The sequence below is a fragment of the Pseudomonas sp. GW822-FHT03F04 genome (assembly GCF_058801405.1).
Map to the genome: position 1 here is coordinate 121,059 of NZ_JBXANF010000004.1, position 18,952 is coordinate 140,010.

Here is an 18,952-nt window from a genome sequence, read left to right on the forward strand (position 1 = left end):
CAATGGATTATCCGAAGAGTGTGCCCAGCGCCGGTCTGGTGAATGGGAAATTTGTCGATGAAAACCCGCTGACCGGAACGCCGGGATCGTTGATTCCGGCGGACTGGGGCAACAGCGTCACGCAGGAAATCCTCAGCGTGATCAAGGCCGGGGAGCTGACCCCGGACGAGAAGAAATACGATCAGTTGCTGCAGGCTATTCAGACGGTGACGGCCAAGGGCTGGAATCTGGATTCGGCGTTGCCGATCGGGTCTTTGCCTGCGGCAACCGTGGCCACAGCGGACGGGCGTCTGGCGGTGACGCCAGCCGCGGTGTCGACCAGTGGCGGCCGAGTATCGATCCCGGCAGGCGTATTGGTCAGCCTCGGACAGGAAGTCGTGGCAGGGCAGTTGGGGCGTTCGCGTACGTTCACCACTCAGGCCTGGAGCAGTGCCGACCTGCTGCCGAGTTCGGGTTACTTTCTGCGCGCTCAGGTGATTGGCGGTGCGCTGACCTTTTACATGCAGCGCGGCACAGTCTATGACGCGACACCGGAAGGTTTGAAGGGCACGGTAAATGGCGCAGCGGGTGGTGGCTTCCAGTCGACGCCGCTGGATATCTGTCTGGCCTGGGTTGTCACCGCCGGACCCGGTTCGGTGCCGACTGTCAGGCTGATCTACAACCGAAGCCGGTTGTCGTGGACGCAGACGGTCAATGGCAATGGAGTGGTGTATCTGCCGCTGGATCCACATGCGCGAGCGGCGCGTCTGGTGGTGGGCAATCCCACGCCGCACCCGACCGGCATCACCAGTGTGAACTTCGCGCCGGGCGGATGGCTGGGTGGCAACTATTGCTTCCTCAACCCGACCGTGGGCACCTCCAGCAACTGGGATGGCTGGGCAACGGCCGGCGGCGCCGCGCTTATTTTCTCCAGCAACGTGGTCAGCGATACGACGGTTTCGACATTGACCGCCAGCTTCGACCATAACGAATTGCGCTCACTGTGGCAGGCGTATCAGGCCGAACATACCTGGGGCGCGGGCAATGCCGCCAGTGACGAATTGCTGTTCAGCATGGGGCTCAAGAGCGTCGGTCCGGCCGATTACGCCAGCGGCATCGCGGTCAACTTTGCCGCCGCCGTCAATGTGAATTTTTCCTGGGAGTTGATCCGATGATCATCATTCATGAACTGCATCAGTTCGAGGAAGGCTTGCGTCCTGCACAACCCTCCACCGCACATGTCTGGGATGGCGAGAAGTGGGAGCTGAGTGACGACAGAGTCGCCGCACTGCAGCAGGAAGAAACCGAACGATTGTGCGTCAATCTCGATGCAGTCGCCGACAGCGCACGCACCGTACTGGCCGGTGACCCGCTCAAAGCCCTCGAGTACGCTCAGGCGGCGGTCGACGCTCAGGCCTATCAGGATGCCGGCTACCCGAAAAAGGAAGTGCCGTTGTCCGTTGCTGCCTGGGTAGCCAAGGGCCGGTCGGCAAAACAGTCGGCCGAGCAGATCCTCGACAAGGCTGCCCAACTCAGCGAGAACCTGCTGACCCTGCGGACCGTGCGCCTGAAAGCCAAGACCCAGATCCGTGCGTACGCGAGCAAAAGCCAGATGGATCAGGCTCGCGCTGCCGCCGATGAGGCGCTGCAGGCCATTCGTCAGTTGACGGCCACCCCGGCTCCGTAATCGCCATCCGCTTCACCCAAGCCCACTTTGTTGTGGGCTTTTTATTTTCAGGAACAGAAGCGTTTGCGCCCGCCGTTGAGCAAGCCAAAAGCCCGCGTGCAGCCACGTTTCATTTGTCATTCAAGAGGAACGAACATCCAATGGATTATCCAAAGAGCGTCCCCAGCGTCGGCCTGGTCGACGGCCGCTTCGTCGATGAAAACCCGGTGGCGGGAACGCCCGGGTCGTTGATACCTGCGGTGTGGGGCAACAGCGTTACACAAGAGATCGTCAACGTGATCGCTGGCGCCGGGATGACCGCCGCAGAGGCTGATACAGGGCAGTTGTTCAAGGCAATTCAGTCGATTGTCGGCAACGCCAGCCCGATGCGTTCGGTGGTGACGCGGCTGGCAGCCTCCAAAGCTCTGACCGAACAGGAGCTTGGCCTTGTGCTCATCGACGGCAGCCCGGCAGCCACCACAGTGACCCTGCCGGCAGCCAGCATCGGTCTGGGCGTGCGTGACGTTATCGTTCGCCGCGTCGACAACAGTGGCAATCGACTGGTTGTTCAGACGTCCGGTACTGACCGTATCCGCTTTCATACACACCTTTCGTCCAATGGTTACCCCTTTCTGGTGTTGATGGGCAATGGCGACTGGTGGCATCTGCGCAGTGATGCAGCGGGTAACTGGTGGCCGGTGGGACGCCTGGACGGCTCGTCAGTGGGGCACATTGCCTTCGAGACCACGCTTTCCGTTTTGCCCGGTGGCTATGCCGCTTTGAATGGCTCGTTACTCAGCCGAACGGAGTGGCCGTGGCTCTGGGATCACGCGCAACAGTCCGGCATGTTGCGTTCCGAAGCCGATCGCGCCGGTGCATGGTCCTCTGGGGATGGAGCCACAAATTTCCGCTTGCCAGAAGCCCGTGGCGAGTTCCTGCGGGTACTGTCTGAAGGCGGTTTGATCGATCCGGGACGTGTACCGGGGTCTTGGCAAAAAGGCTCGCTGGTCCAGGGCGACAATGGCGTGGGCGACAATATTCTGTTCGCAACAAACATCATTTCCCAGAAAGCCCTGCTGGGGTTCGACATGGGCAATTACACCGATTACGCGGGCTCCACGGTCAAATACATCACCCCTTCTGAAACCGTTTCGCCGATTTCGGACGCAGATCTTTTGAATCATGGCGGTATCACCCGTCCCCGAAACATTGCCTATCCGGGCCGGATCAAACTTATCTGAGGTGCTCATGTTTAATTATCTGTTCGATCATGTGGGCTGCCTGTCCGGTCCCGTTGAATTTGCCGAGACGCCTGGACTTGGCGTTCAGTTGCCCAGCAATTCAGTGCAATTGCCTTTCGAATTGCCATCGCCTGGAAATGGCCGTGTCTGGGTTCTGGTGAACGGAGTTCCTCGTGAGGTGAGCGATCACCGGGGAGTGGTTCACAGGAAGGACAGCGGTGCGATACAGATCTGGGTTGAACCAGGTGAGTTACCGGATGACCTTACTGCCGATGTCTGGCCAGGAGAGGGATATATCTGGAATGGTCAAGCGTGGATGCTCGATGAAACGGCCCACCTGTCCGCGATCAAGTCTGGCCTTATCGACAAGCGCGACACGCTGCTGCGCGACGCGGTCCTGCGCATCGCCCCCCTGCAATACGCCGAAGACATCGGCGATGCCAGCCACGAAGAAGAGCTGCAACTGCTCGAGTGGAAGCTCTACAGCGTCGAGCTGAACCGCATCGAAAAGCAGACCGGTTTCCCGGAAGAAATCACTTGGCCGGCTGTGCCCGGCACAACCGTCACCAGCTGATTGCAGCACAGGAAGCAGCGCAATGGACTATCCGAAAAGCATCCCCGGCGTCGGCCTGGTCAACGGCGGTTTTATCGATGAAAACCCCGTTGCCGGCACGCCCGGGTCGTTGATCCCCGCCGCTTGGGGCAACAGTGTCACGCAAGAAATTCTCAACACCATCAAGGCGGCCGGACTGACGCCGGACGAGACCAAGACCAACCAGCTGGCAACGGCGATTGGTGCCCTGGTCGATTTCACCAAACTGAAGAACACCCCGACCACGCTGGCGGGCTACGGCATCACCGATGCGGTGGGGCGGTTGCTGGCGGTCCGGCAGATCGACGCGGTCGGGATCACGGTTTACAAGCCGAACCCGAGGGCCAAACGGATTCGCGTGCGGTTGATCGGGGCGGGTGGTTCGGGGGGCGGCTGCGAACCTGTTCCGGCGGGTACACAAATCCTCGGCGGTGGTGGCGGGTCCGGCGCGTATGCGGAAAGCCTGTATGACGTCACCGCACAAATGCTCGCCGGCGTACCGGTTTCGCTGGGCGCCGGGGGCGCCGTCAGCAACACCACGGGCCTTGCGGGCGGCGGAGCCTCCTTTGGTAGCTACATGAGTGTTTCGGGAGGCGGTGGCGGGCAGAAACTGGGGATCGTGGTCACAGGCACTTCGTCAGGATTCATTCAGGGCGGGGTCGGTGGGTTGCTGACTGGCGGCAATCTCTGCAGCGCTCGCGGTATCACCGGAGGTTTCGGAATGAGCAACGCCAATTGGGGGTTGCTGTCGGGTTGCGGAGCTCCGAGTCCGTTCGACGGCGGTGGCCCTTTCAGCGGGTCAAACACCGTTGGCAATGCCGGTGTTCGGGGTTCGGGCGGCAGTGGTTCCTGCTCGGTTCACGCTTCTGCGTCAATCGTGAGCGGCGCCGGCGGCAACGCCTTCTGTGAAATCTGGGAGTACGAGTAATGGCCCGTTATGCCCGTATTGAAAACGGTGTCGCAGTCGAAGTGATCGACACCGGTGACTACGCGATCGAGCAACTGTTCGCGCCTGCGTTTGTCGCGGCGATGGTACCGGTGCCCGAAGGCGTCAACGTCGAAATCGGCGCGTCGATGGATGAGATAGCTCCCGCTATCGAGCCTGCGTACGAACCGCAAAACCCTGTTGTCGCCAAGGCCTCCGTGGTTGAGGAAAACCAGCCTCTGGCGGCGGAGCGTACCTGGCGTCAGTCGGCTCTCGCAGCCACCGAATGGCGGGTCACCCGTCATCGCGACGAGCAGGAGTTGGGACGCGGGACAACGCTCAAGGCCCAGCAATACCTGGAGCTGCTCGAGTACCGCCAGGCATTGCGCGACTGGCCAGATTGCGGCGCATATCCGTCATCCGTTTCGCGGCCCTCAGCACCGCAGTGGCTGGCCGGCGCGATTGGCTGAAGCCATCACGCAACCCATGTTTTCAGATAAGGAGATAAGCCTTGGACTATCCCAAGAGTGTACCCAGCGTCGGGCTGGTCAATGGACAGTTTGCCGATGAGGATCCGGTTGCCGGAAAACCCGGTTCGCTGATTCCGGCGGCGTGGGGCAATGGTGTCACGCAGGAAATTCTCAGCGTTGTTCAAGCCGCTGGCATGACGCCCAGCGAGGCGTCGAACAATCAGTTGATGGGTGCGTTGCGCAGTTCCCGATTGTTTGCGACTCCGCCGCAGTTCGATACCGGAAAAGCGGTGGCCACGCCGGAGTTCGTGCAACGTGCGTTGGGTAACCATGCCAGTGCCCGGAGTCTGGTCGACACGACGCAGCTCACGGCTGCAGATGTGGGGTGCGCATTCGGACTGGGTGGAAGCGCGGCTTACACCGTGACACTGCCTGAGGTTTCCAGTGTCCCCGATGGTGCCACTCTCAGTTTTCATTGCCTCAGCAACTCAGTCATCACGATCGCCAGTAAAACCGGAACACAAATCTGCCCGCAGGGTGCTTACTTGAGTTCGATCACGATCAACGGCGGTGAAAGTGCGCAGTTCGTGAAGGGCTATGGCATCTGGACGGTCCATGGCACTGCGAGCCTGAAATATTCAAACGCCTTTACCTTGCAGCTAGCCAGTGCCGGTTATCAAAAACTGCCCAGCGGTTTGATTCTGCAATGGGTTGTGGGTGGTTCTGACGCCAACGGCATCATGAGCCTGTCTTTGCCGGTCAGGTTCCAGACGGCGATCGTCGGCGGAGTGGCCGATGAGGGGAACCCGTCCGGCTGGAGCGCGGGCAACACGACTGTCTGGGCGTTTGATTCGACCCTTTCAACAACATCGGTAGCTGCGGCGCGGGTCAGGAATGTCGACGGCACGAGTGTGAGACCGGCACCCGGCATCATGGGCCGCATTCTGGTTTGGGGGCGATAACGATGAAGATCTATTTCTTTGCACAGACACTCGGATTTGATCGGGTCGAAAGCCCTTCTCCGGAGTTACCTGAAGGCGCCGTAGAAATCACCCACGCCCAATACGCCGAACTGTTTGCCGGGCAGGCAACGGGCAAGGTCATCAGCGCCAGTGCCAGTGGGCAACCCGTACTGACCGATCCGGTCATCTCCCCTGAGGCTGCGATCACTCATGAACGCGCATGGCGCAATGCTGTTCTTCGCGACACCCAATGGCTGGTATGGCGTGACGCTGAGGAGCTGGAAGTCGGCGACGGCACGACCCTGCGCGCCGAAGAGTTCAAACAGCTTCTCGCCTATCGGCAGGCATTGCGCGACTGGCCCAACGATCCGGAGTTTCCTGATGCGCACGCTCGTCCGGTAGAGCCCGACTGGCTTGAAGGCTTGCTGCACAACGGAAACTGAGGAGATACAAACGTGGATTACCCGAAAAGCGTTCCCGGCATAGGGCTGGTGAATGGCAAGTTCGTCAATGAAGACGTCGTTGGTGGGTTGCCGGGGTCGTTGATCCCCGCGACCTGGGGCAATGGCATCACCGACGAGCTGCTGAATGTCGTCAAGTCTGCGGGCCTTGAGCCGAGCGAAAGCGATGCGACGCAGTTGCTGCAGGCGATCAGGAAAATCAGCCAGGCCGGTGCAGATAAACACGCAGCGGATATCGGCGCTGCCAATCTCTACATGGCCAATTATGTGCCGGCCATCACGACGTTGAAGGACGGTCTGGCGCTGCGTTTCACCGCAGGCAATGCCAACACCGGAGCGAGCACATTTGCACCGAATGGTCTTCTGCCCAAACCGCTATTGAGTCTGGCACAGAGTGCATTACGGCCAGCCGAGATTATTGGCGGCAGTGTGTGTTCGGTGGTGTATAGCGCCGCGCTGGACAGTTGGTTGCTGGTGTATGCCAGCGGTGGCAATGCCTTGAGTGGTCGTTTGTTGAATGTGAAGACATTTGCTGTCAGTGGTGTTTATACGCCGACCGTGGGGATGCGATCCGTATTGGTCAAAGTCGTGGGCGGCGGTGGCGGGAGTGCGGGTATTGCAGCGACCGGTGCGAATCAATATGCCGTCTCCGGTGGTGGTGCTTCCGGCAGTTACGCCGAGGCCCGGTTGCCGAGCGACAGGATCGGTGCGAGCCAGATCGTCACGATCGGTGCCGGTGGGGCTGCCGGAGCCGCACAGACGAACGGCGGCGTCGGAGGAACCAGCTCGCTGGGCTCGCTGGTATCGGCACCGGGAGGTCAGGGTTCCCTCTGGGTCGGTGTTGTTTCCGGATCGTCGGCAGGACTTTGTGTGGGCGGGTATCCCGGTGAAATTGCGTCCGGCGGGAACATCGTCAACTCAGCCGGGGCCCCGGGATCACCGGGCATCTCGGTCAATGGTTCGACGCTGGCGGGGCATGGTGGCAGCTCTCCGTTGGGCAGTGGTGGCCTCGGGTTCGGCACCACCGTCATTACCAGCTTCCCCGGCTACCCCGGCTCGGGATATGGATCCGGCGGCGGCGGGGTCGCTATCGGCCCCAATCTGGCTGGCAAATCAGGAACATCAGGTGCCCCTGGTGTCGTGATCATTTACGAGTACGCCTGATGAAAACCTACGCACGCATCGTCAACGACACGGTGGTCGAACTGTTCTCGACCGACGGAAACATGGTCGAGATGTTTCACCCGGATCTGCTCTGGGTCGATATCAGCGAGATCACTCCAACACCGCAAATCGACTGGATGGCGAATTTCGGCACCCTCGGCTGGGTGTTTTCGTCGCAAGAAGACAGTGCCCCTGATGGCACCCTGAAAACCCTGGCAAAGAAATGGCTGACCGGTCTCGGTCGTCAGTCGTGATTCAATCGGAGCATCCAGGGAGGATTACGCATTATGCAAATTACAGAAGACAACCTTAAAACCATTATGCCCAACGCCCGCTCCCAAGCGGGCGTTTTTGTTTCACCGCTCAACGACGCCATGGCTCGCCATCGCATCGACGCACCCAAGCGCATTGCCGCGTTTCTCGCCCAGGTCGGGCATGAGTCCGGCCAATTGCAGTACGTGCGTGAACTGGGCAACAACCAGTACCTGAGCAAGTACGACACCGGTACGCTGGCCTTGCGTCTGGGCAATACACCGGAAGCCGATGGCGACGGGCAGAAGTATCGCGGCCGCGGGCTGATCCAGATCACCGGCCGCACCAACTATCGCCAGTGCAGCCTCGGGCTGTTCGGCGATGAACGACTGCTGGCCTTGCCGGAGTTGCTCGAGCAACCGCAATGGGCGGCCGAGTCCGCGGCGTGGTTCTGGGAGCAGAACGGCCTGAACGCACTGGCCGACCGTGATGAGTTCAACAGCATCACCCGGCGCATCAACGGCGGGTTGAACGGGTTGCAGGATCGGCTGGAGCTTTGGGGGCGGGCGAGGGCGGTGTTATGCCTGCCTTCAGTCTGAGTATCGGGCGGCTGCTCGGCCTGGTGCTGCTGGCAGCGGGAGCGGCGGCGCTGGCCTGGCAATTCCAGGACTGGCGTTACGGCCGCCAACTGGCTGAACAGGCGCGGCTGCACACCGAAACCCTCAACCAAATGACCCTGGCGGCCGCCACTGCGCAACAGGCCGAGCAGGACAAGCGTCTGGCCCTGGAGCAACGGCTCACGGCCAGTGAGCAAACCCACTATCGAGCACTCAGCGATGCCCAACGTGATCAGGATCGCCTGCGCGATCGCCTTGCCACTGCTGATCTGCGCCTGTCAGTCCTCATCGACGCAGGCGACGCTGCCCAAGGCGGCGGTGTGCCAGCCGCCTCCGGCACCGGCAGCGTGGATCATGCAACCGTACGCGCCCGACTTGACCCGGCGCATGCTCAACGAATTGTCGCCATCACCGGTGAAGGCGACCGCGGACTGATTGCCCTGCGGGCCTGTCAGGCCTATATCAGAGCGCTGGCGCCTGCACATTTTGAATAAGCTTGTGTATTGAAAGCGCAACCGGCTCGTGTACGGTGGTAGACATTCCACCTGATCCGGAGAGTGCCGTGAAAGACCTCACCCAACTGGCGGCCGAACTTGGCCGACGCCTGCAGTTGCTCAATGCCCACGTCACCACGGCCGAGTCCTGCACCGGCGGCGGCATCGCTGAAGCGATTACCCGGATTCCGGGGAGTTCGGCATGGTTCGAGGCCGGTTATGTGACCTACTCCAACCGACAGAAAACCCAGCAACTGAACGTGCCCGTCGAACTCTTCGGGACGGTGGGCGCCGTCAGTCGCGAGGTGGTCGAGGCGATGGTGCGCGGCGCGCAGAAACACAGCCGAGCGCGATTTGCCGTGGCGGTCAGCGGTATTGCAGGGCCGGACGGCGGTTCGCCGGGCAAACCGGTGGGCACGGTGTGGCTGGCGTGGGGTGTGGGCGATGCGGTTTCCAGCGAGGTGCAGCACTTCCCCGGCAATCGCGATGAAGTCCGCCGACAAACGGTGAAGGCCGCGCTAGAGGGGCTCCTGCGACTAGCGGCACGAGAAATCGAAAATCAGGGGTAGGCGATCCGTGAACGCTGTGGAATAATACTGGCTACTTATACAGGTGTTGGCCGTCAGGCCTTATTGATTACGTGAGGACTTTAATGGACGACAACAAGAAGAAAGCCTTGGCTGCGGCCCTGGGTCAGATCGAACGTCAATTCGGCAAGGGTGCCGTAATGCGTATGGGCGATCAGGATCGTCAGGCGATCCCGGCCATTTCCACCGGCTCTCTGGGTCTGGACATCGCGCTCGGCATCGGCGGCCTGCCAAAAGGTCGTATTGTTGAAATCTACGGTCCTGAATCTTCCGGTAAAACCACACTGACGCTGTCCGTGATCGCCCAGGCCCAAAAAGCCGGCGCGACCTGCGCATTCGTCGACGCCGAACACGCCCTCGACCCTGAGTACGCCGGCAAACTGGGCGTCAACGTCGACGACCTGCTGGTTTCCCAGCCGGACACCGGCGAACAGGCCCTGGAAATCACCGACATGCTGGTGCGCTCCAACGCCGTTGACGTGATCATCGTCGACTCCGTGGCTGCACTGGTGCCGAAGGCTGAGATCGAAGGCGAAATGGGTGACATGCACGTGGGCCTGCAAGCCCGTCTGATGTCCCAGGCGCTGCGTAAGATCACCGGTAACATCAAGAACGCCAACTGCCTGGTGATCTTCATCAACCAGATCCGCATGAAGATCGGCGTGATGTTCGGCAGCCCGGAAACCACCACCGGTGGTAACGCGCTGAAGTTCTACGCTTCGGTCCGTCTCGACATCCGCCGTACCGGCGCGGTGAAGGAAGGCGACGAAGTGGTCGGCAGCGAAACCCGCGTCAAGGTTGTGAAGAACAAGGTGGCTTCGCCGTTCCGTCAGGCCGAGTTCCAGATTCTTTACGGCAAGGGCATCTACCTGAACGGCGAGATGATCGATCTGGGCGTGCTGCACGGTTTCGTCGAGAAGTCCGGCGCCTGGTATGCCTACGAAGGCACCAAGATCGGTCAGGGCAAGGCCAACTCGGCCAAGTTCCTGGCAGACAACCCGGAAGTCGCGGCCAAGCTCGAGAAGCAACTGCGTGACAAGTTGCTGTCGCCAGCCGTGATCGCTGACTCCAAGGCATCTGCGGTCAAAGAGACCGAAGATGACCTGGCTGACGCTGACATCTGATTGCACCGATGACAACCGCCGTACTCGATACCCTCGTCGCGGTGCGGCGAACCGCAATGGACCTGCTCGCACGTCGCGAGCACGGTCGAGTTGAGCTGACGCGTAAACTGCGTCAGCGCGGCGCCCCACCCGAGATGATCGAAACAGCCCTCGACCGCTTGACGGAAGAAGGTCTGCTTTCCGAAGCCCGTTATCTGGAAAGCTTTGTTTCCTACCGCGCCCGTTCAGGTTACGGCCCGTTACGGATTCGTGAGGAACTCAGCCAGCGCGGCTTGCAGCGTGCCGATATCGAACTTGCCTTGCGCGAGAGCGGTATCAGCTGGCAGGAACAGCTAGCGGACACGTGGCAACGGAAGTTCTCCGGACAGCTTCCCGTCGACGCCAAGGAGCGAGCCAGACAAGGCCGGTTTCTGGCGTATCGAGGGTTCTCGATGGAGATGATCAACCGCTTGTTCAGCGGCAGAGGGATGGACGATTAAATCGCTCCTGCTTCAATAAAAAAAACGGCCCGCTATTTCGATAGCGGGCCGTTTTTTTTTGCCTTCAGATTACCTTCGAGGGTTCGCGGTTGTGCTGCGCCGTTTGTGGTCTGGACTGGGCCCAGTTTTCCGGCAGGTTGATGAAGTCCACCAGTTCGCGCAGGCGCCCGTGATCCCTGGCGTTGAAGGCGAAGGCCAGTCGCGCCAGATGGCTGAATTGCGCCTCGTCGTGTTCCTCGCCGCTGTAGGCGTGTTGATGGAACCGGTCGCTCAGGCACAGATCGGCGAAGGCTTCCTGCATGTGATCGAGTGCCTGATCGCTTAGCCTGTGGTTCATCCGAATCACGAACTGACGCTTGAGCCAGCGGCTGGAGTGGAAGTTGCTGTAGAACTGGTTGATCTGCTCCACCGCCTCTTCAACGCTGTAGACCAGGCGCATCAGTTTCAGATCGGTTGGCAGGATGTAGCGGTTTTCCTCCAGTTGATGACGGATGAAATCCAGCGCCCCTTGCCAGAACGTGCCGCCCGGCGCGTCCAGCAGTACCACCGGCACCAGCGGACTCTTGCCGGTCTGAATCAGGGTCAGTACTTCCAGTGCTTCGTCCAGCGTGCCGAAGCCGCCGGGGCATAGCACCAGTGCATCGGCTTCCTTGACGAAGAACAGTTTGCGCGTGAAGAAAAAGTGGAAGGGCAGCAGGTTCCCGGTGCCGTCCACAGTTGGGTTGGCGTGCTGTTCGAAGGGCAGGGTGATGTTGAACCCCAGGCTGTGATCACGACCGGCCCCTTCATGCGCGGCGGCCATGATTCCACCTCCGGCACCGGTGATGACCATCATGTCTGATCTGGCCAGAGCCGCGCCCAGTTCACGTGCCATGGCGTACAGCGGATGCTCGACCGGCGTGCGCGCCGAACCGAACACCGTGACCTTGCGCCGGCCCTTGAACTGTTCCAGCGTTCGAAACGCCTGCTCCAGTTCACGCAGGGCTTGCAGGGTGATCTTGGCGTTCCAGCGGTTGTGATCTTCCTGGGCCATGCGCAGCACAGTCAGGATCATGTCACGATAGATGGGGATGTTCGGACTGTTGGGGGAAACCAGGTTGAGTTGTTCTTCGACCTTGCCGGTGAGGTCGTGGCCGCTTTCCTGAAAATGACGGCTGAGCAGGTCATTCGGTTGGTAAGGCATGCAACTTCTCCTTCTGCACAGAGCCTTCGGCCCTGACGTGCGGCGTCAGTGCCGCGCTGCAAGAAAATAAACATCCGGCAGCTCCTTTCCTGCCGTTAATAAAATGATCGGGAATACTTTGAATCTAGACCCTCAAAGCATTTCTCGCTCATTGAGCATTGCGCCGCAAAGTCTTTCCTGGCAACTGCTTATTGTCGCTTTGCGAAGTGTTTTCACCGCTCGTCTGATGCCACGTCGAGGGCTGAATGCTCTGATTTACTAAGTTAAAGGCGCCGTACGACAACTTTGCGTCAACGACCGTACGCAAGGTGCACGCTCTTCAAGGATTTGCGGGTGGCAAGGAGGCGGGACACATGACCAGAGTCATTCTGGAGATCGATACGCAGCTGTATCGAATGCTGAAAGCATCGGCCGAGACCAATCATGTGAGTCTCGAAGAGGAGTGCTGCCGGCGCTTGTCGGGAGGGGATCGCCGTTCGCGTTATCTGCAGGCCTTGCTGGCCGAACTGCGCGCCGAGGATGAACAGCGGCGCGCCAATTCCAGATAGTTACTTTTGCGGAAAGTTATTTTTTCTTCGCCGGTGCGGCTTTCGGGCAATCCGATTCCTGATAGCTGGCGGAACCGATGGCCTTGTTGGTCTTCACTTCGCTGAAGTCGTAACGCATCACGGCACCCTTGGCCATCAGCTTGCGGTACGACGGGTTGTTGCAGACCGAGGCGCCCAGCTGGAAATACACGGCCTTGGGATCGGCACGCATCTTGTCGGCATGGCTTGCCTGCACGCTCAGGTGGTTGATCAGCGTGGTGCCTTCGACGGTGTAGCCCTGATCGAGAATGTCTTCGTTGATCGCTCGTGGCGTGCCGGCACTGCTTTGAGCAGCGACGTTTTGCAGTTCCTTGTTCAGGTTCTGCTCTTTCAGGGACGCAGCCTGTGCGCTGAAGGACAACGCCAGCGCAATGGCCGCGGTAGGAACGATAAGGCGCAGCATGAAACTCTCCTGATTCAGTGACTGGTGGTTCGACCAGCCCCGTGGCTGTGCGTTCAGTGGCGGCGAATTATAGGGGAGCCGGTCGGGAGGGTACAGGCTTGTGCCCGTCGCTCTGATAAACTGCCGGCCTTTATTGCCTTGCCGAGAGTTGTTCGTGTCGAGTTTTCCTGTCAGTCGGCGTCGCCCGCAATGAACCATGCCCCCAACGCCGTGGCCCGCCTGCGTGATCAGCGCGAGGATGAGGGCATCAAGCCGATTCAGGCCCGAGGCTTTCGCTCCGAACGTTGCCGTGACTGTCGGGTGATCATCAGCCATTGCCTGTGCGCCTGGCGCCCGACTGTCGACACCCGTTCCGGTGTCTGCCTGATCATGACCGGCAAGGAAGTGTTCAAGCCGAGCAATACCGGCTGGCTGATTGCCGACATCGTGCAGGACAATCACGCCTTCATCTGGTCCCGGACCGAACCGGACGAGCAACTGCTGGCGCTGCTGAACGACCCGCAATGGCAGCCGTATCTGGTGTTTCCCGGCGAATACGTCGAGCCTTCGCGGGTGACCAACACCGTAGATCTCGATAGCAGCAAGCGTCCGCTGTTCATTCTGCTGGACGCGACCTGGACCGAGGCCCGCAAGATCTTCCGCAAGAGCCCGTACTTCGACCGCCTGCCGATCCTCAGTCTGTTGCCCGACAAACTGTCGCGCTATCGCCTGCGTCGTTCGACCCGCAGCGAGCACCTGTGCACCGCCGAAGTGGCGGCGCTGTGCCTGGAACTGGCGGGCGACACGGATGCCGCCTCGGCGCTGGACGCCTATTTCGATGTGTTCAGCCAGCATTACCTGGGGGCCAAACAGCAGCTTGATGTGAACGTGTCGACGCCGGCCCATGCCGAGTTGCTGCCGTTCATTCGAAATGCGCAGCCGGTGCCCGTCTGATACTGGCCCATACTGCTAAAGCAGTGGCCGTGTTGCTTGACCACCCCGGCTTCGCTGGGCATGCTTGGCGCCGATTGGGGTGCGGCCAAGGTTTGAAACGCCGTTTTTGTCCGTGATTGGCGTTGAACGTGCCCCTGTGGATGCCGCTGCAAAAGCGTCGGCATCTTGAGTTGCCTTGGTGAGACTCGAATGCATCGGGTCTGCCATCAAAAACAGGATCATTTGAAAAATGGCCACATACGACATCCTGATTGCCGATGATCACCCTCTTTTTCGTAGCGCACTGCATCAAGCGGTGACGATGGGCCTTGGCCCGGATGTGCGAATGGTGGAAGTGGCGAGCATTGCCGAACTGGAAGCCCGCCTGACCGAAAAGGCCGACTGGGACCTGGTGCTGCTGGACCTGAACATGCCGGGCGCTTTCGGATTTTCCGGGCTGGTGATGTTGCGCGGGCAGTACCCGCAGATTCCGGTGGTGATGGTTTCGGCGCAGGAAGAAGCTTCGGTGATGGTCAAGTCGCGGGAGTTCGGCGCCAGCGGTTTCATTCCCAAGTCGAGCGACTTGAGCGTGATTCAGGAAGCCGTGCGCAAAGTTCTGGACGGCGACGTGTTCTGGCCGCCCCAGGCGTTCGAAGCGGTCAGCGTCTCCGACGAGGCCAAAGCTGCCAGCGATGGCCTGGCGAGCCTGACGCCGCAGCAGTTCCGGGTGCTGACCATGGTCTGCGAAGGCCTGCTCAACAAGCAGATCGCCTATGAGTTGAGCGTGTCGGAAGCGACCATCAAGGCCCACGTCACGGCGATCTTTCGCAAGTTGAACGTGCGGACCCGGACTCAGGCAGCTTTACTCTTGCAACAACTTGAGTCAATTCCGAGCCAGTAATAGCTGGCGTCTTCACGCTTTTTTGACTTTCGTTGATCTAGCTTCCCCACTTCTTTTTGGTCGGTTATCTACTTTATGTCACCTTTCAAGGGCCAGACGGGCCTGAAACGCATCCTCAACGCTTCCGGTTACTCGCTGGACGGTTTGCGCGCAGCCTTCACCGGCGAAGCGGCGTTCCGTCAGTTGGTGCTGCTTAACGTGGTGCTGATTCCACTGACGTTCTTCCTGAATGTCAGCCGTGTCGAGCAGGCGTTGCTGATCGCTGTGTGCCTGCTGGCGCTGATCGTCGAGCTGCTGAACTCCGCGGTGGAGGCGGCCATCGACCGCATTTCCCTGGAACTGCACCCACTGTCCAAGAACGCCAAGGACATGGGCAGCGCCGCGCAATTCGTGGCACTGAGCATGATTGCCCTGGTGTGGGCGGTGATTCTGCTTTAAGCGATCGTCGGCAGGACGATCTCGTCGCTGCGCTGGACCCCGGCGGTGAAGGCGCGGCACAGATCGAGAAACTCGCGCATGGCGGAGGTCTGGTACTTCTGTTTGTGCCAGATGAAGTAGAACTGCCGCGCCAGATCCAGATCCGGCGTCTCCACCGGCACCAGGCTGCCGCGCCGGAAGGCGTCACGCAGCGCCAGGCGCGAAATACAGCCAATCCCCAAACCTGATTCCACCGCGCGCTTGATCGCTTCGGTGTGCTCCAGCTCCAGACGAATGTTCAGCGCACTGCGATGGTGACGCATTGCCTGATCGAAGGTCAGGCGGGTGCCGGAGCCTTGTTCGCGCAGAATCCACGCTTCGTGCGTCAACTCTTCCATGGTCGCGCTGCCGCGTTTGGCCAATGGATGCTGCGGGGCGCAGAACACCACCAGCTCATCCTCGACCCAGCTCTGCACTTCGATGTCCGGGTGGCTGCAATCGCCTTCGATTAGACCCAGATCAATTTCGTAATGCGCCACTTGCTGCACGATATTGGCAGTGTTCTGCACGTGCAGCTTCACTTGGCTTTCCGGGTGACGCTGCATGAAACCGCCGATCAGCAGCGTCGCCAGGTAATTGCCGATGGTCAGGGTCGCGCCCACCGACAGCGAGCCGAAACCGGATTTGCCGTTGAGCAGGTCCTCGATTTCCTTGGCCTGATCGAGCAGGGCCACCGCTTGCGGCAATAACTGTTTGCCGAGGGCGTTGAGGCTCAGACGTTTGCCGGCGCGGTCGAACAGCTGGCAGCTGGACTGGCGCTCCAGTTCGGTGATGGACGTGCTGGCGGCCGATTGCGACAGGTTGAGCAGACCCGCAGCGCGGGACACACTTTCCTGCTGGGCGACGGCGACGAAGACTTGCAGTTGACGAAGAGTAAATCGCATATCGATATAACCGATAACCCTTATCTTAATAATCCAGTTAACAGATATTGTCGGCGCTATTAGAATGCGATGCAATTGCGCACCGTCGGCATTCTTCAAGACCAGCCGGGCAAGCGCAGATCAATCTCCAGGAGTCCCACGTACATGAGCAACATGAACCACGAGCGTGTCCTCAGTGTTCATCACTGGAACGACACTCTGTTCAGCTTCAAGTGCACCCGCGATCCGGGCCTGCGCTTCGAGAACGGTCAGTTCGTGATGATCGGCCTGCAACAGCCCAACGGCCGCCCGCTTATGCGCGCTTACTCGATCGCCAGCCCGAACTGGGAAGAGCATCTCGAGTTCTTCAGCATCAAGGTGCAGGACGGTCCGCTGACCTCCCAGCTGCAGCACCTGAAGGAAGGCGACGAGATCATCATCTCGAAGAAGCCTACCGGCACCCTGGTGCTGGACGACCTGAACCCGGGCAAGCATTTGTACCTGCTGAGCACCGGCACCGGTCTGGCGCCGTTCATGAGCGTGATCCAGGACCCGGAAACCTACGAGCGCTTCGAGAAAGTGATCCTGGTTCACGGTGTTCGTTACGTCAACGAAGTCGCCTACCGTGAGTTCATCACCGAGCACCTGCCGCAGAACGAGTTCTTCGGCGAGGCGCTGCGTGACAAGCTGATCTACTACCCGACCGTGACCCGCGAACCGTTCGAGAATCAGGGCCGTCTGACCGACCTGATGCGCAGCGGCAAGCTGTTCAGCGACATCGGCCTGCCACCGATCAACCCGCAGGACGACCGCGCGATGATCTGCGGCAGCCCGAGCATGCTCGACGAGACCAGCGAAGTGCTCGACAGCTTCGGCCTGAAGATCTCGGCGCGGATGCGCGAGCCGGGTGATTACCTGATCGAGCGTGCGTTCGTCGAGAAGTAATCCCGACGATGCCAAAGAAAAGCCCGCATTGCCTGAGAAGGCAACGCGGGCTTTTTCGTTTCCGGGATTTAGTCGTTGGCGGGGATGACTTCCAGGACGCGGATCTGCTCCGGCGTCGGATAGTGCCAACGCACATCCAGATCCCAGAACTGCGCACCGTATTCGCGCTCTGGCGCGGGCGTCTGATACGCCGGACGCGGATCCTGGGCCAGACATTGCTCGATCAGCTCGACCAAAGGTTCGGCAAGGCGCTGAGCGTGCGTATGCGCCTGTTGCAGCGCCGCGTCTGTCCACTGCACGTCGATCAGTTGCGGCGCGGCACTGGCGATGCTGTTGGAGGCGTCAGCGATGATGTCGGCGTAGGGCACGTAGGGTTTGATGTCGAGAATCGGCGTGCCGTCCAGCAGGTCGATGCCGGAGATGAACAAGCGATCGGCCTCGACCTTGTCCAGCTTCACCACCGACTGGCCGATGCCGTTCGGCCGGTGGGTGGCGCGGGTGGCGAACACGCCCATGGACTTGTTGCCGCCCAGGCGGGGAGGGCGGACCTTCAGTCGCGGCTTTTCCTCCAGCGCCTGATGGAACAGGAACAGCAGCCAGACGTGACTGACCTGCTCCAGCCCCTGCACCGCATCGCCCTGATCGAACGGCGCCACCAGTTCCAGCACGCCCCGGGCGGCAGGGGCCAGTTGCGGCTGGCGCGGGATGGCGAACTTCTCCTTGAAGCAGGAGCGGACGAAGCCGATGGGGGAGACGCTGTAAGTCATGGTTTGCATTCGAAACGGAGCAGGGCGGGCATGATAACCCGTCCGGGCGCGTCGCCGGTCTACAGACTGAACCCGCCATCCAGCGGAATGATATTCCCGGTCATGTAGGCCCCGGCAGTGCTCGCCAGGCTGATCGCCAGCGCCGCCATTTCTTCTTCGCGGCCCCAGCGTTTCATCGGAATCAGCGCAGTGTCCTCGGCCAGTGCTTGCTGGTCACTGCCGATGTGCTGGGTCATCTTGCTCGGGAAGCGCCCCGGCGCGATGACGTTGACGTTGATGTGCTGGCTCACCAGTTCACGAGCGAGAATCCGCGACAGTTGATGCAGGGCCGCTTTGCTCGGCCCGTAGGCGTAGGCCTGTTCGCCGAAGGAAGAGATTCCCGCCACTGAGCCGATGTTGATGATCCGCGCGGGATTCGCTGCCGAGCCAGCCTTGCGCAGCAAAGGCAGAAACTGCTGGATGCAACTGAACACCGAGGTCACGTTGAGCTGCATGACCTTTTCCCAGCCCTTGACCGGGTAGCTCTCCAGCGGCGCTCCCCAGGTGGTGCCGGCGTTGTTCACCAGAATGTCCAGATGGGTGACCTGTTCGCCCAGTCGGGCTGCCAGTTCTTTTACGCCTTCTTCGGTCGCCAGATTCGCTGCCACGCCCTGGCAGGAGCCCAATGCACCGAGTTCTTCAGCAGTTTGATGACAGGCTTCAGCGTCTCGGGAGCAGACGTACACACGGGCACCAGCCTCGACAAACGCCTTGGCGATCATTTTGCCGATACCACGGGTGCCGCCGGTCACCAGGGCGGTGCGGCCTTGCAGGGAAAAATACGGGTGCATGGCGAATCCTGAGGGCTAGGGTTCAGTACACCCTAGTCGCCGGCCGCGAAAAGCGGAGCCACTATTTTTGC

25 protein-coding genes are annotated in these 18,952 nt (G+C 60.4%); 20 read left to right on the forward strand and 5 right to left on the reverse strand.

The window, feature by feature from the left end:
• Positions 1-2: 2 nt before the first annotated feature.
• From AC1RMX_RS10135 to recX, 15 genes are all read left to right on the forward strand, one after another.
• Complete coding sequence (locus AC1RMX_RS10135) at positions 3-1,154, forward strand: phage tail protein (protein ID WP_096819581.1); 1,152 nt, start codon at positions 3-5, stop codon at positions 1,152-1,154.
• A complete protein-coding gene (locus AC1RMX_RS10140) occupies positions 1,151-1,666 on the forward strand; it encodes a phage tail protein (protein WP_493071713.1) in 516 nt (171 codons plus the stop codon). Before AC1RMX_RS10135 ends, AC1RMX_RS10140 begins: the two co-directional genes overlap by 4 nt.
• A gap of 140 nt (positions 1,667-1,806) precedes the next feature.
• Positions 1,807-2,886, forward strand: a complete 1,080-nt coding sequence (locus tag AC1RMX_RS10145) for a phage tail protein (RefSeq protein WP_192559928.1) — start codon at positions 1,807-1,809, stop codon at positions 2,884-2,886.
• A gap of 7 nt (positions 2,887-2,893) precedes the next feature.
• Positions 2,894-3,460 (forward strand): tail fiber assembly protein, encoded by a 567-nt coding sequence (locus AC1RMX_RS10150; protein WP_192559929.1) that lies wholly within the window; start codon positions 2,894-2,896, stop codon positions 3,458-3,460.
• Positions 3,461-3,482: 22 nt separating this feature from the next.
• Positions 3,483-4,406 carry a hypothetical protein gene (locus AC1RMX_RS10155; RefSeq protein ID WP_493071716.1) on the forward strand — a complete coding sequence of 308 codons (924 nt, stop codon included), beginning with the start codon at positions 3,483-3,485 and terminating at the stop codon, positions 4,404-4,406.
• On the forward strand, positions 4,406-4,873 hold the full coding sequence (locus AC1RMX_RS10160; protein ID WP_493071718.1) for a phage tail assembly chaperone: 468 nt from the start codon (positions 4,406-4,408) through the stop codon (positions 4,871-4,873). The genes AC1RMX_RS10155 and AC1RMX_RS10160 overlap by 1 nt, the downstream gene beginning before the upstream one ends.
• A gap of 41 nt (positions 4,874-4,914) precedes the next feature.
• Complete coding sequence (locus AC1RMX_RS10165) at positions 4,915-5,835, forward strand: gp53-like domain-containing protein (protein WP_493071720.1); 921 nt, start codon at positions 4,915-4,917, stop codon at positions 5,833-5,835.
• A 2-nt stretch (positions 5,836-5,837) separates the two neighbouring features.
• Positions 5,838-6,278, forward strand: a complete 441-nt coding sequence (locus AC1RMX_RS10170) for a phage tail assembly chaperone (RefSeq protein ID WP_096819574.1) — start codon at positions 5,838-5,840, stop codon at positions 6,276-6,278.
• A 12-nt stretch (positions 6,279-6,290) separates the two neighbouring features.
• Positions 6,291-7,460, forward strand: a complete 1,170-nt coding sequence (locus tag AC1RMX_RS10175; protein ID WP_493071722.1) for a glycine-rich domain-containing protein — start codon at positions 6,291-6,293, stop codon at positions 7,458-7,460.
• Positions 7,460-7,714, forward strand: coding sequence for a hypothetical protein (locus AC1RMX_RS10180; RefSeq protein ID WP_493071724.1), 255 nt, complete (start codon positions 7,460-7,462; stop codon positions 7,712-7,714). Before AC1RMX_RS10175 ends, AC1RMX_RS10180 begins: the two co-directional genes overlap by 1 nt.
• A gap of 33 nt (positions 7,715-7,747) precedes the next feature.
• Positions 7,748-8,311, forward strand: a complete 564-nt coding sequence (locus AC1RMX_RS10185) for a glycoside hydrolase family 19 protein (RefSeq protein ID WP_102621389.1) — start codon at positions 7,748-7,750, stop codon at positions 8,309-8,311.
• Positions 8,293-8,823 (forward strand): lysis system i-spanin subunit Rz, encoded by a 531-nt coding sequence (locus AC1RMX_RS10190; protein ID WP_493071726.1) that lies wholly within the window; start codon positions 8,293-8,295, stop codon positions 8,821-8,823. The genes AC1RMX_RS10185 and AC1RMX_RS10190 overlap by 19 nt, the downstream gene beginning before the upstream one ends.
• Before the next feature lie 68 nt (positions 8,824-8,891).
• The gene (locus AC1RMX_RS10195) at positions 8,892-9,392 is read left to right on the forward strand and encodes a CinA family protein (protein ID WP_096819569.1); all 501 of its coding nucleotides are present in this window, start codon (positions 8,892-8,894) and stop codon (positions 9,390-9,392) included.
• Between the two features lie 83 nt (positions 9,393-9,475).
• Positions 9,476-10,534, forward strand: a complete 1,059-nt coding sequence (gene recA / locus AC1RMX_RS10200; protein WP_003222269.1) for a recombinase RecA — start codon at positions 9,476-9,478, stop codon at positions 10,532-10,534.
• Between the two features lie 8 nt (positions 10,535-10,542).
• On the forward strand, positions 10,543-11,013 hold the full coding sequence (recX, locus tag AC1RMX_RS10205) for a recombination regulator RecX (RefSeq protein ID WP_493071729.1): 471 nt from the start codon (positions 10,543-10,545) through the stop codon (positions 11,011-11,013).
• A 64-nt stretch (positions 11,014-11,077) separates the two neighbouring features.
• Here the strand turns inward: recX and AC1RMX_RS10210 are convergent, their stop codons facing one another.
• Positions 11,078-12,196, reverse strand: coding sequence for an LOG family protein (locus tag AC1RMX_RS10210; RefSeq protein ID WP_096819567.1), 1,119 nt, complete (start codon positions 12,194-12,196; stop codon positions 11,078-11,080).
• A gap of 353 nt (positions 12,197-12,549) precedes the next feature.
• On the opposite strand from AC1RMX_RS10210, the gene AC1RMX_RS10215 reads away from it, so the two are divergent.
• Positions 12,550-12,744, forward strand: coding sequence for a hypothetical protein (locus AC1RMX_RS10215; RefSeq protein WP_096819566.1), 195 nt, complete (start codon positions 12,550-12,552; stop codon positions 12,742-12,744).
• Positions 12,745-12,760: 16 nt separating this feature from the next.
• Here AC1RMX_RS10215 and AC1RMX_RS10220 read toward each other — a convergent pair whose 3' ends face one another.
• Complete coding sequence (locus tag AC1RMX_RS10220) at positions 12,761-13,186, reverse strand: PA3611 family quorum-sensing-regulated virulence factor (RefSeq protein ID WP_096819565.1); 426 nt, start codon at positions 13,184-13,186, stop codon at positions 12,761-12,763.
• A gap of 189 nt (positions 13,187-13,375) precedes the next feature.
• Here AC1RMX_RS10220 and AC1RMX_RS10225 point away from each other — a divergent pair, with 189 nt between their 5' ends.
• From AC1RMX_RS10225 to AC1RMX_RS10235, 3 genes are all read left to right on the forward strand, one after another.
• Positions 13,376-14,119, forward strand: a complete 744-nt coding sequence (locus AC1RMX_RS10225) for a tRNA-uridine aminocarboxypropyltransferase (protein WP_273539933.1) — start codon at positions 13,376-13,378, stop codon at positions 14,117-14,119.
• A gap of 229 nt (positions 14,120-14,348) precedes the next feature.
• On the forward strand, positions 14,349-14,999 hold the full coding sequence (gene erdR, locus AC1RMX_RS10230) for a response regulator transcription factor ErdR (RefSeq protein ID WP_085647827.1): 651 nt from the start codon (positions 14,349-14,351) through the stop codon (positions 14,997-14,999).
• 75 nt (positions 15,000-15,074) lie between these two features.
• On the forward strand, positions 15,075-15,437 hold the full coding sequence (locus tag AC1RMX_RS10235) for a diacylglycerol kinase (RefSeq protein ID WP_003222276.1): 363 nt from the start codon (positions 15,075-15,077) through the stop codon (positions 15,435-15,437).
• On the opposite strand, the gene AC1RMX_RS10240 is transcribed toward AC1RMX_RS10235, so the two are convergent.
• Positions 15,434-16,360 (reverse strand): LysR family transcriptional regulator, encoded by a 927-nt coding sequence (locus tag AC1RMX_RS10240; RefSeq protein ID WP_085729869.1) that lies wholly within the window; start codon positions 16,358-16,360, stop codon positions 15,434-15,436. The genes AC1RMX_RS10235 and AC1RMX_RS10240 overlap by 4 nt on opposite strands.
• A 144-nt stretch (positions 16,361-16,504) precedes the next feature.
• Between AC1RMX_RS10240 and fpr the strand changes: the two genes are divergently transcribed.
• A complete protein-coding gene (gene fpr / locus AC1RMX_RS10245) occupies positions 16,505-17,284 on the forward strand; it encodes a ferredoxin-NADP reductase (RefSeq protein WP_007908723.1) in 780 nt (259 codons plus the stop codon).
• A 68-nt stretch (positions 17,285-17,352) separates the two neighbouring features.
• On the opposite strand, the gene tsaA is transcribed toward fpr, so the two are convergent.
• Both tsaA and AC1RMX_RS10255 read right to left on the reverse strand, forming a co-directional pair.
• Entirely contained in the window at positions 17,353-18,051 is a 699-nt protein-coding gene (tsaA, locus tag AC1RMX_RS10250) for a tRNA (N6-threonylcarbamoyladenosine(37)-N6)-methyltransferase TrmO (protein ID WP_176504827.1), read from the reverse strand.
• A 59-nt stretch (positions 18,052-18,110) separates the two neighbouring features.
• Entirely contained in the window at positions 18,111-18,881 is a 771-nt protein-coding gene (locus AC1RMX_RS10255) for an SDR family oxidoreductase (RefSeq protein ID WP_096819562.1), read from the reverse strand.
• Positions 18,882-18,952: the final 71 nt, after the last annotated feature.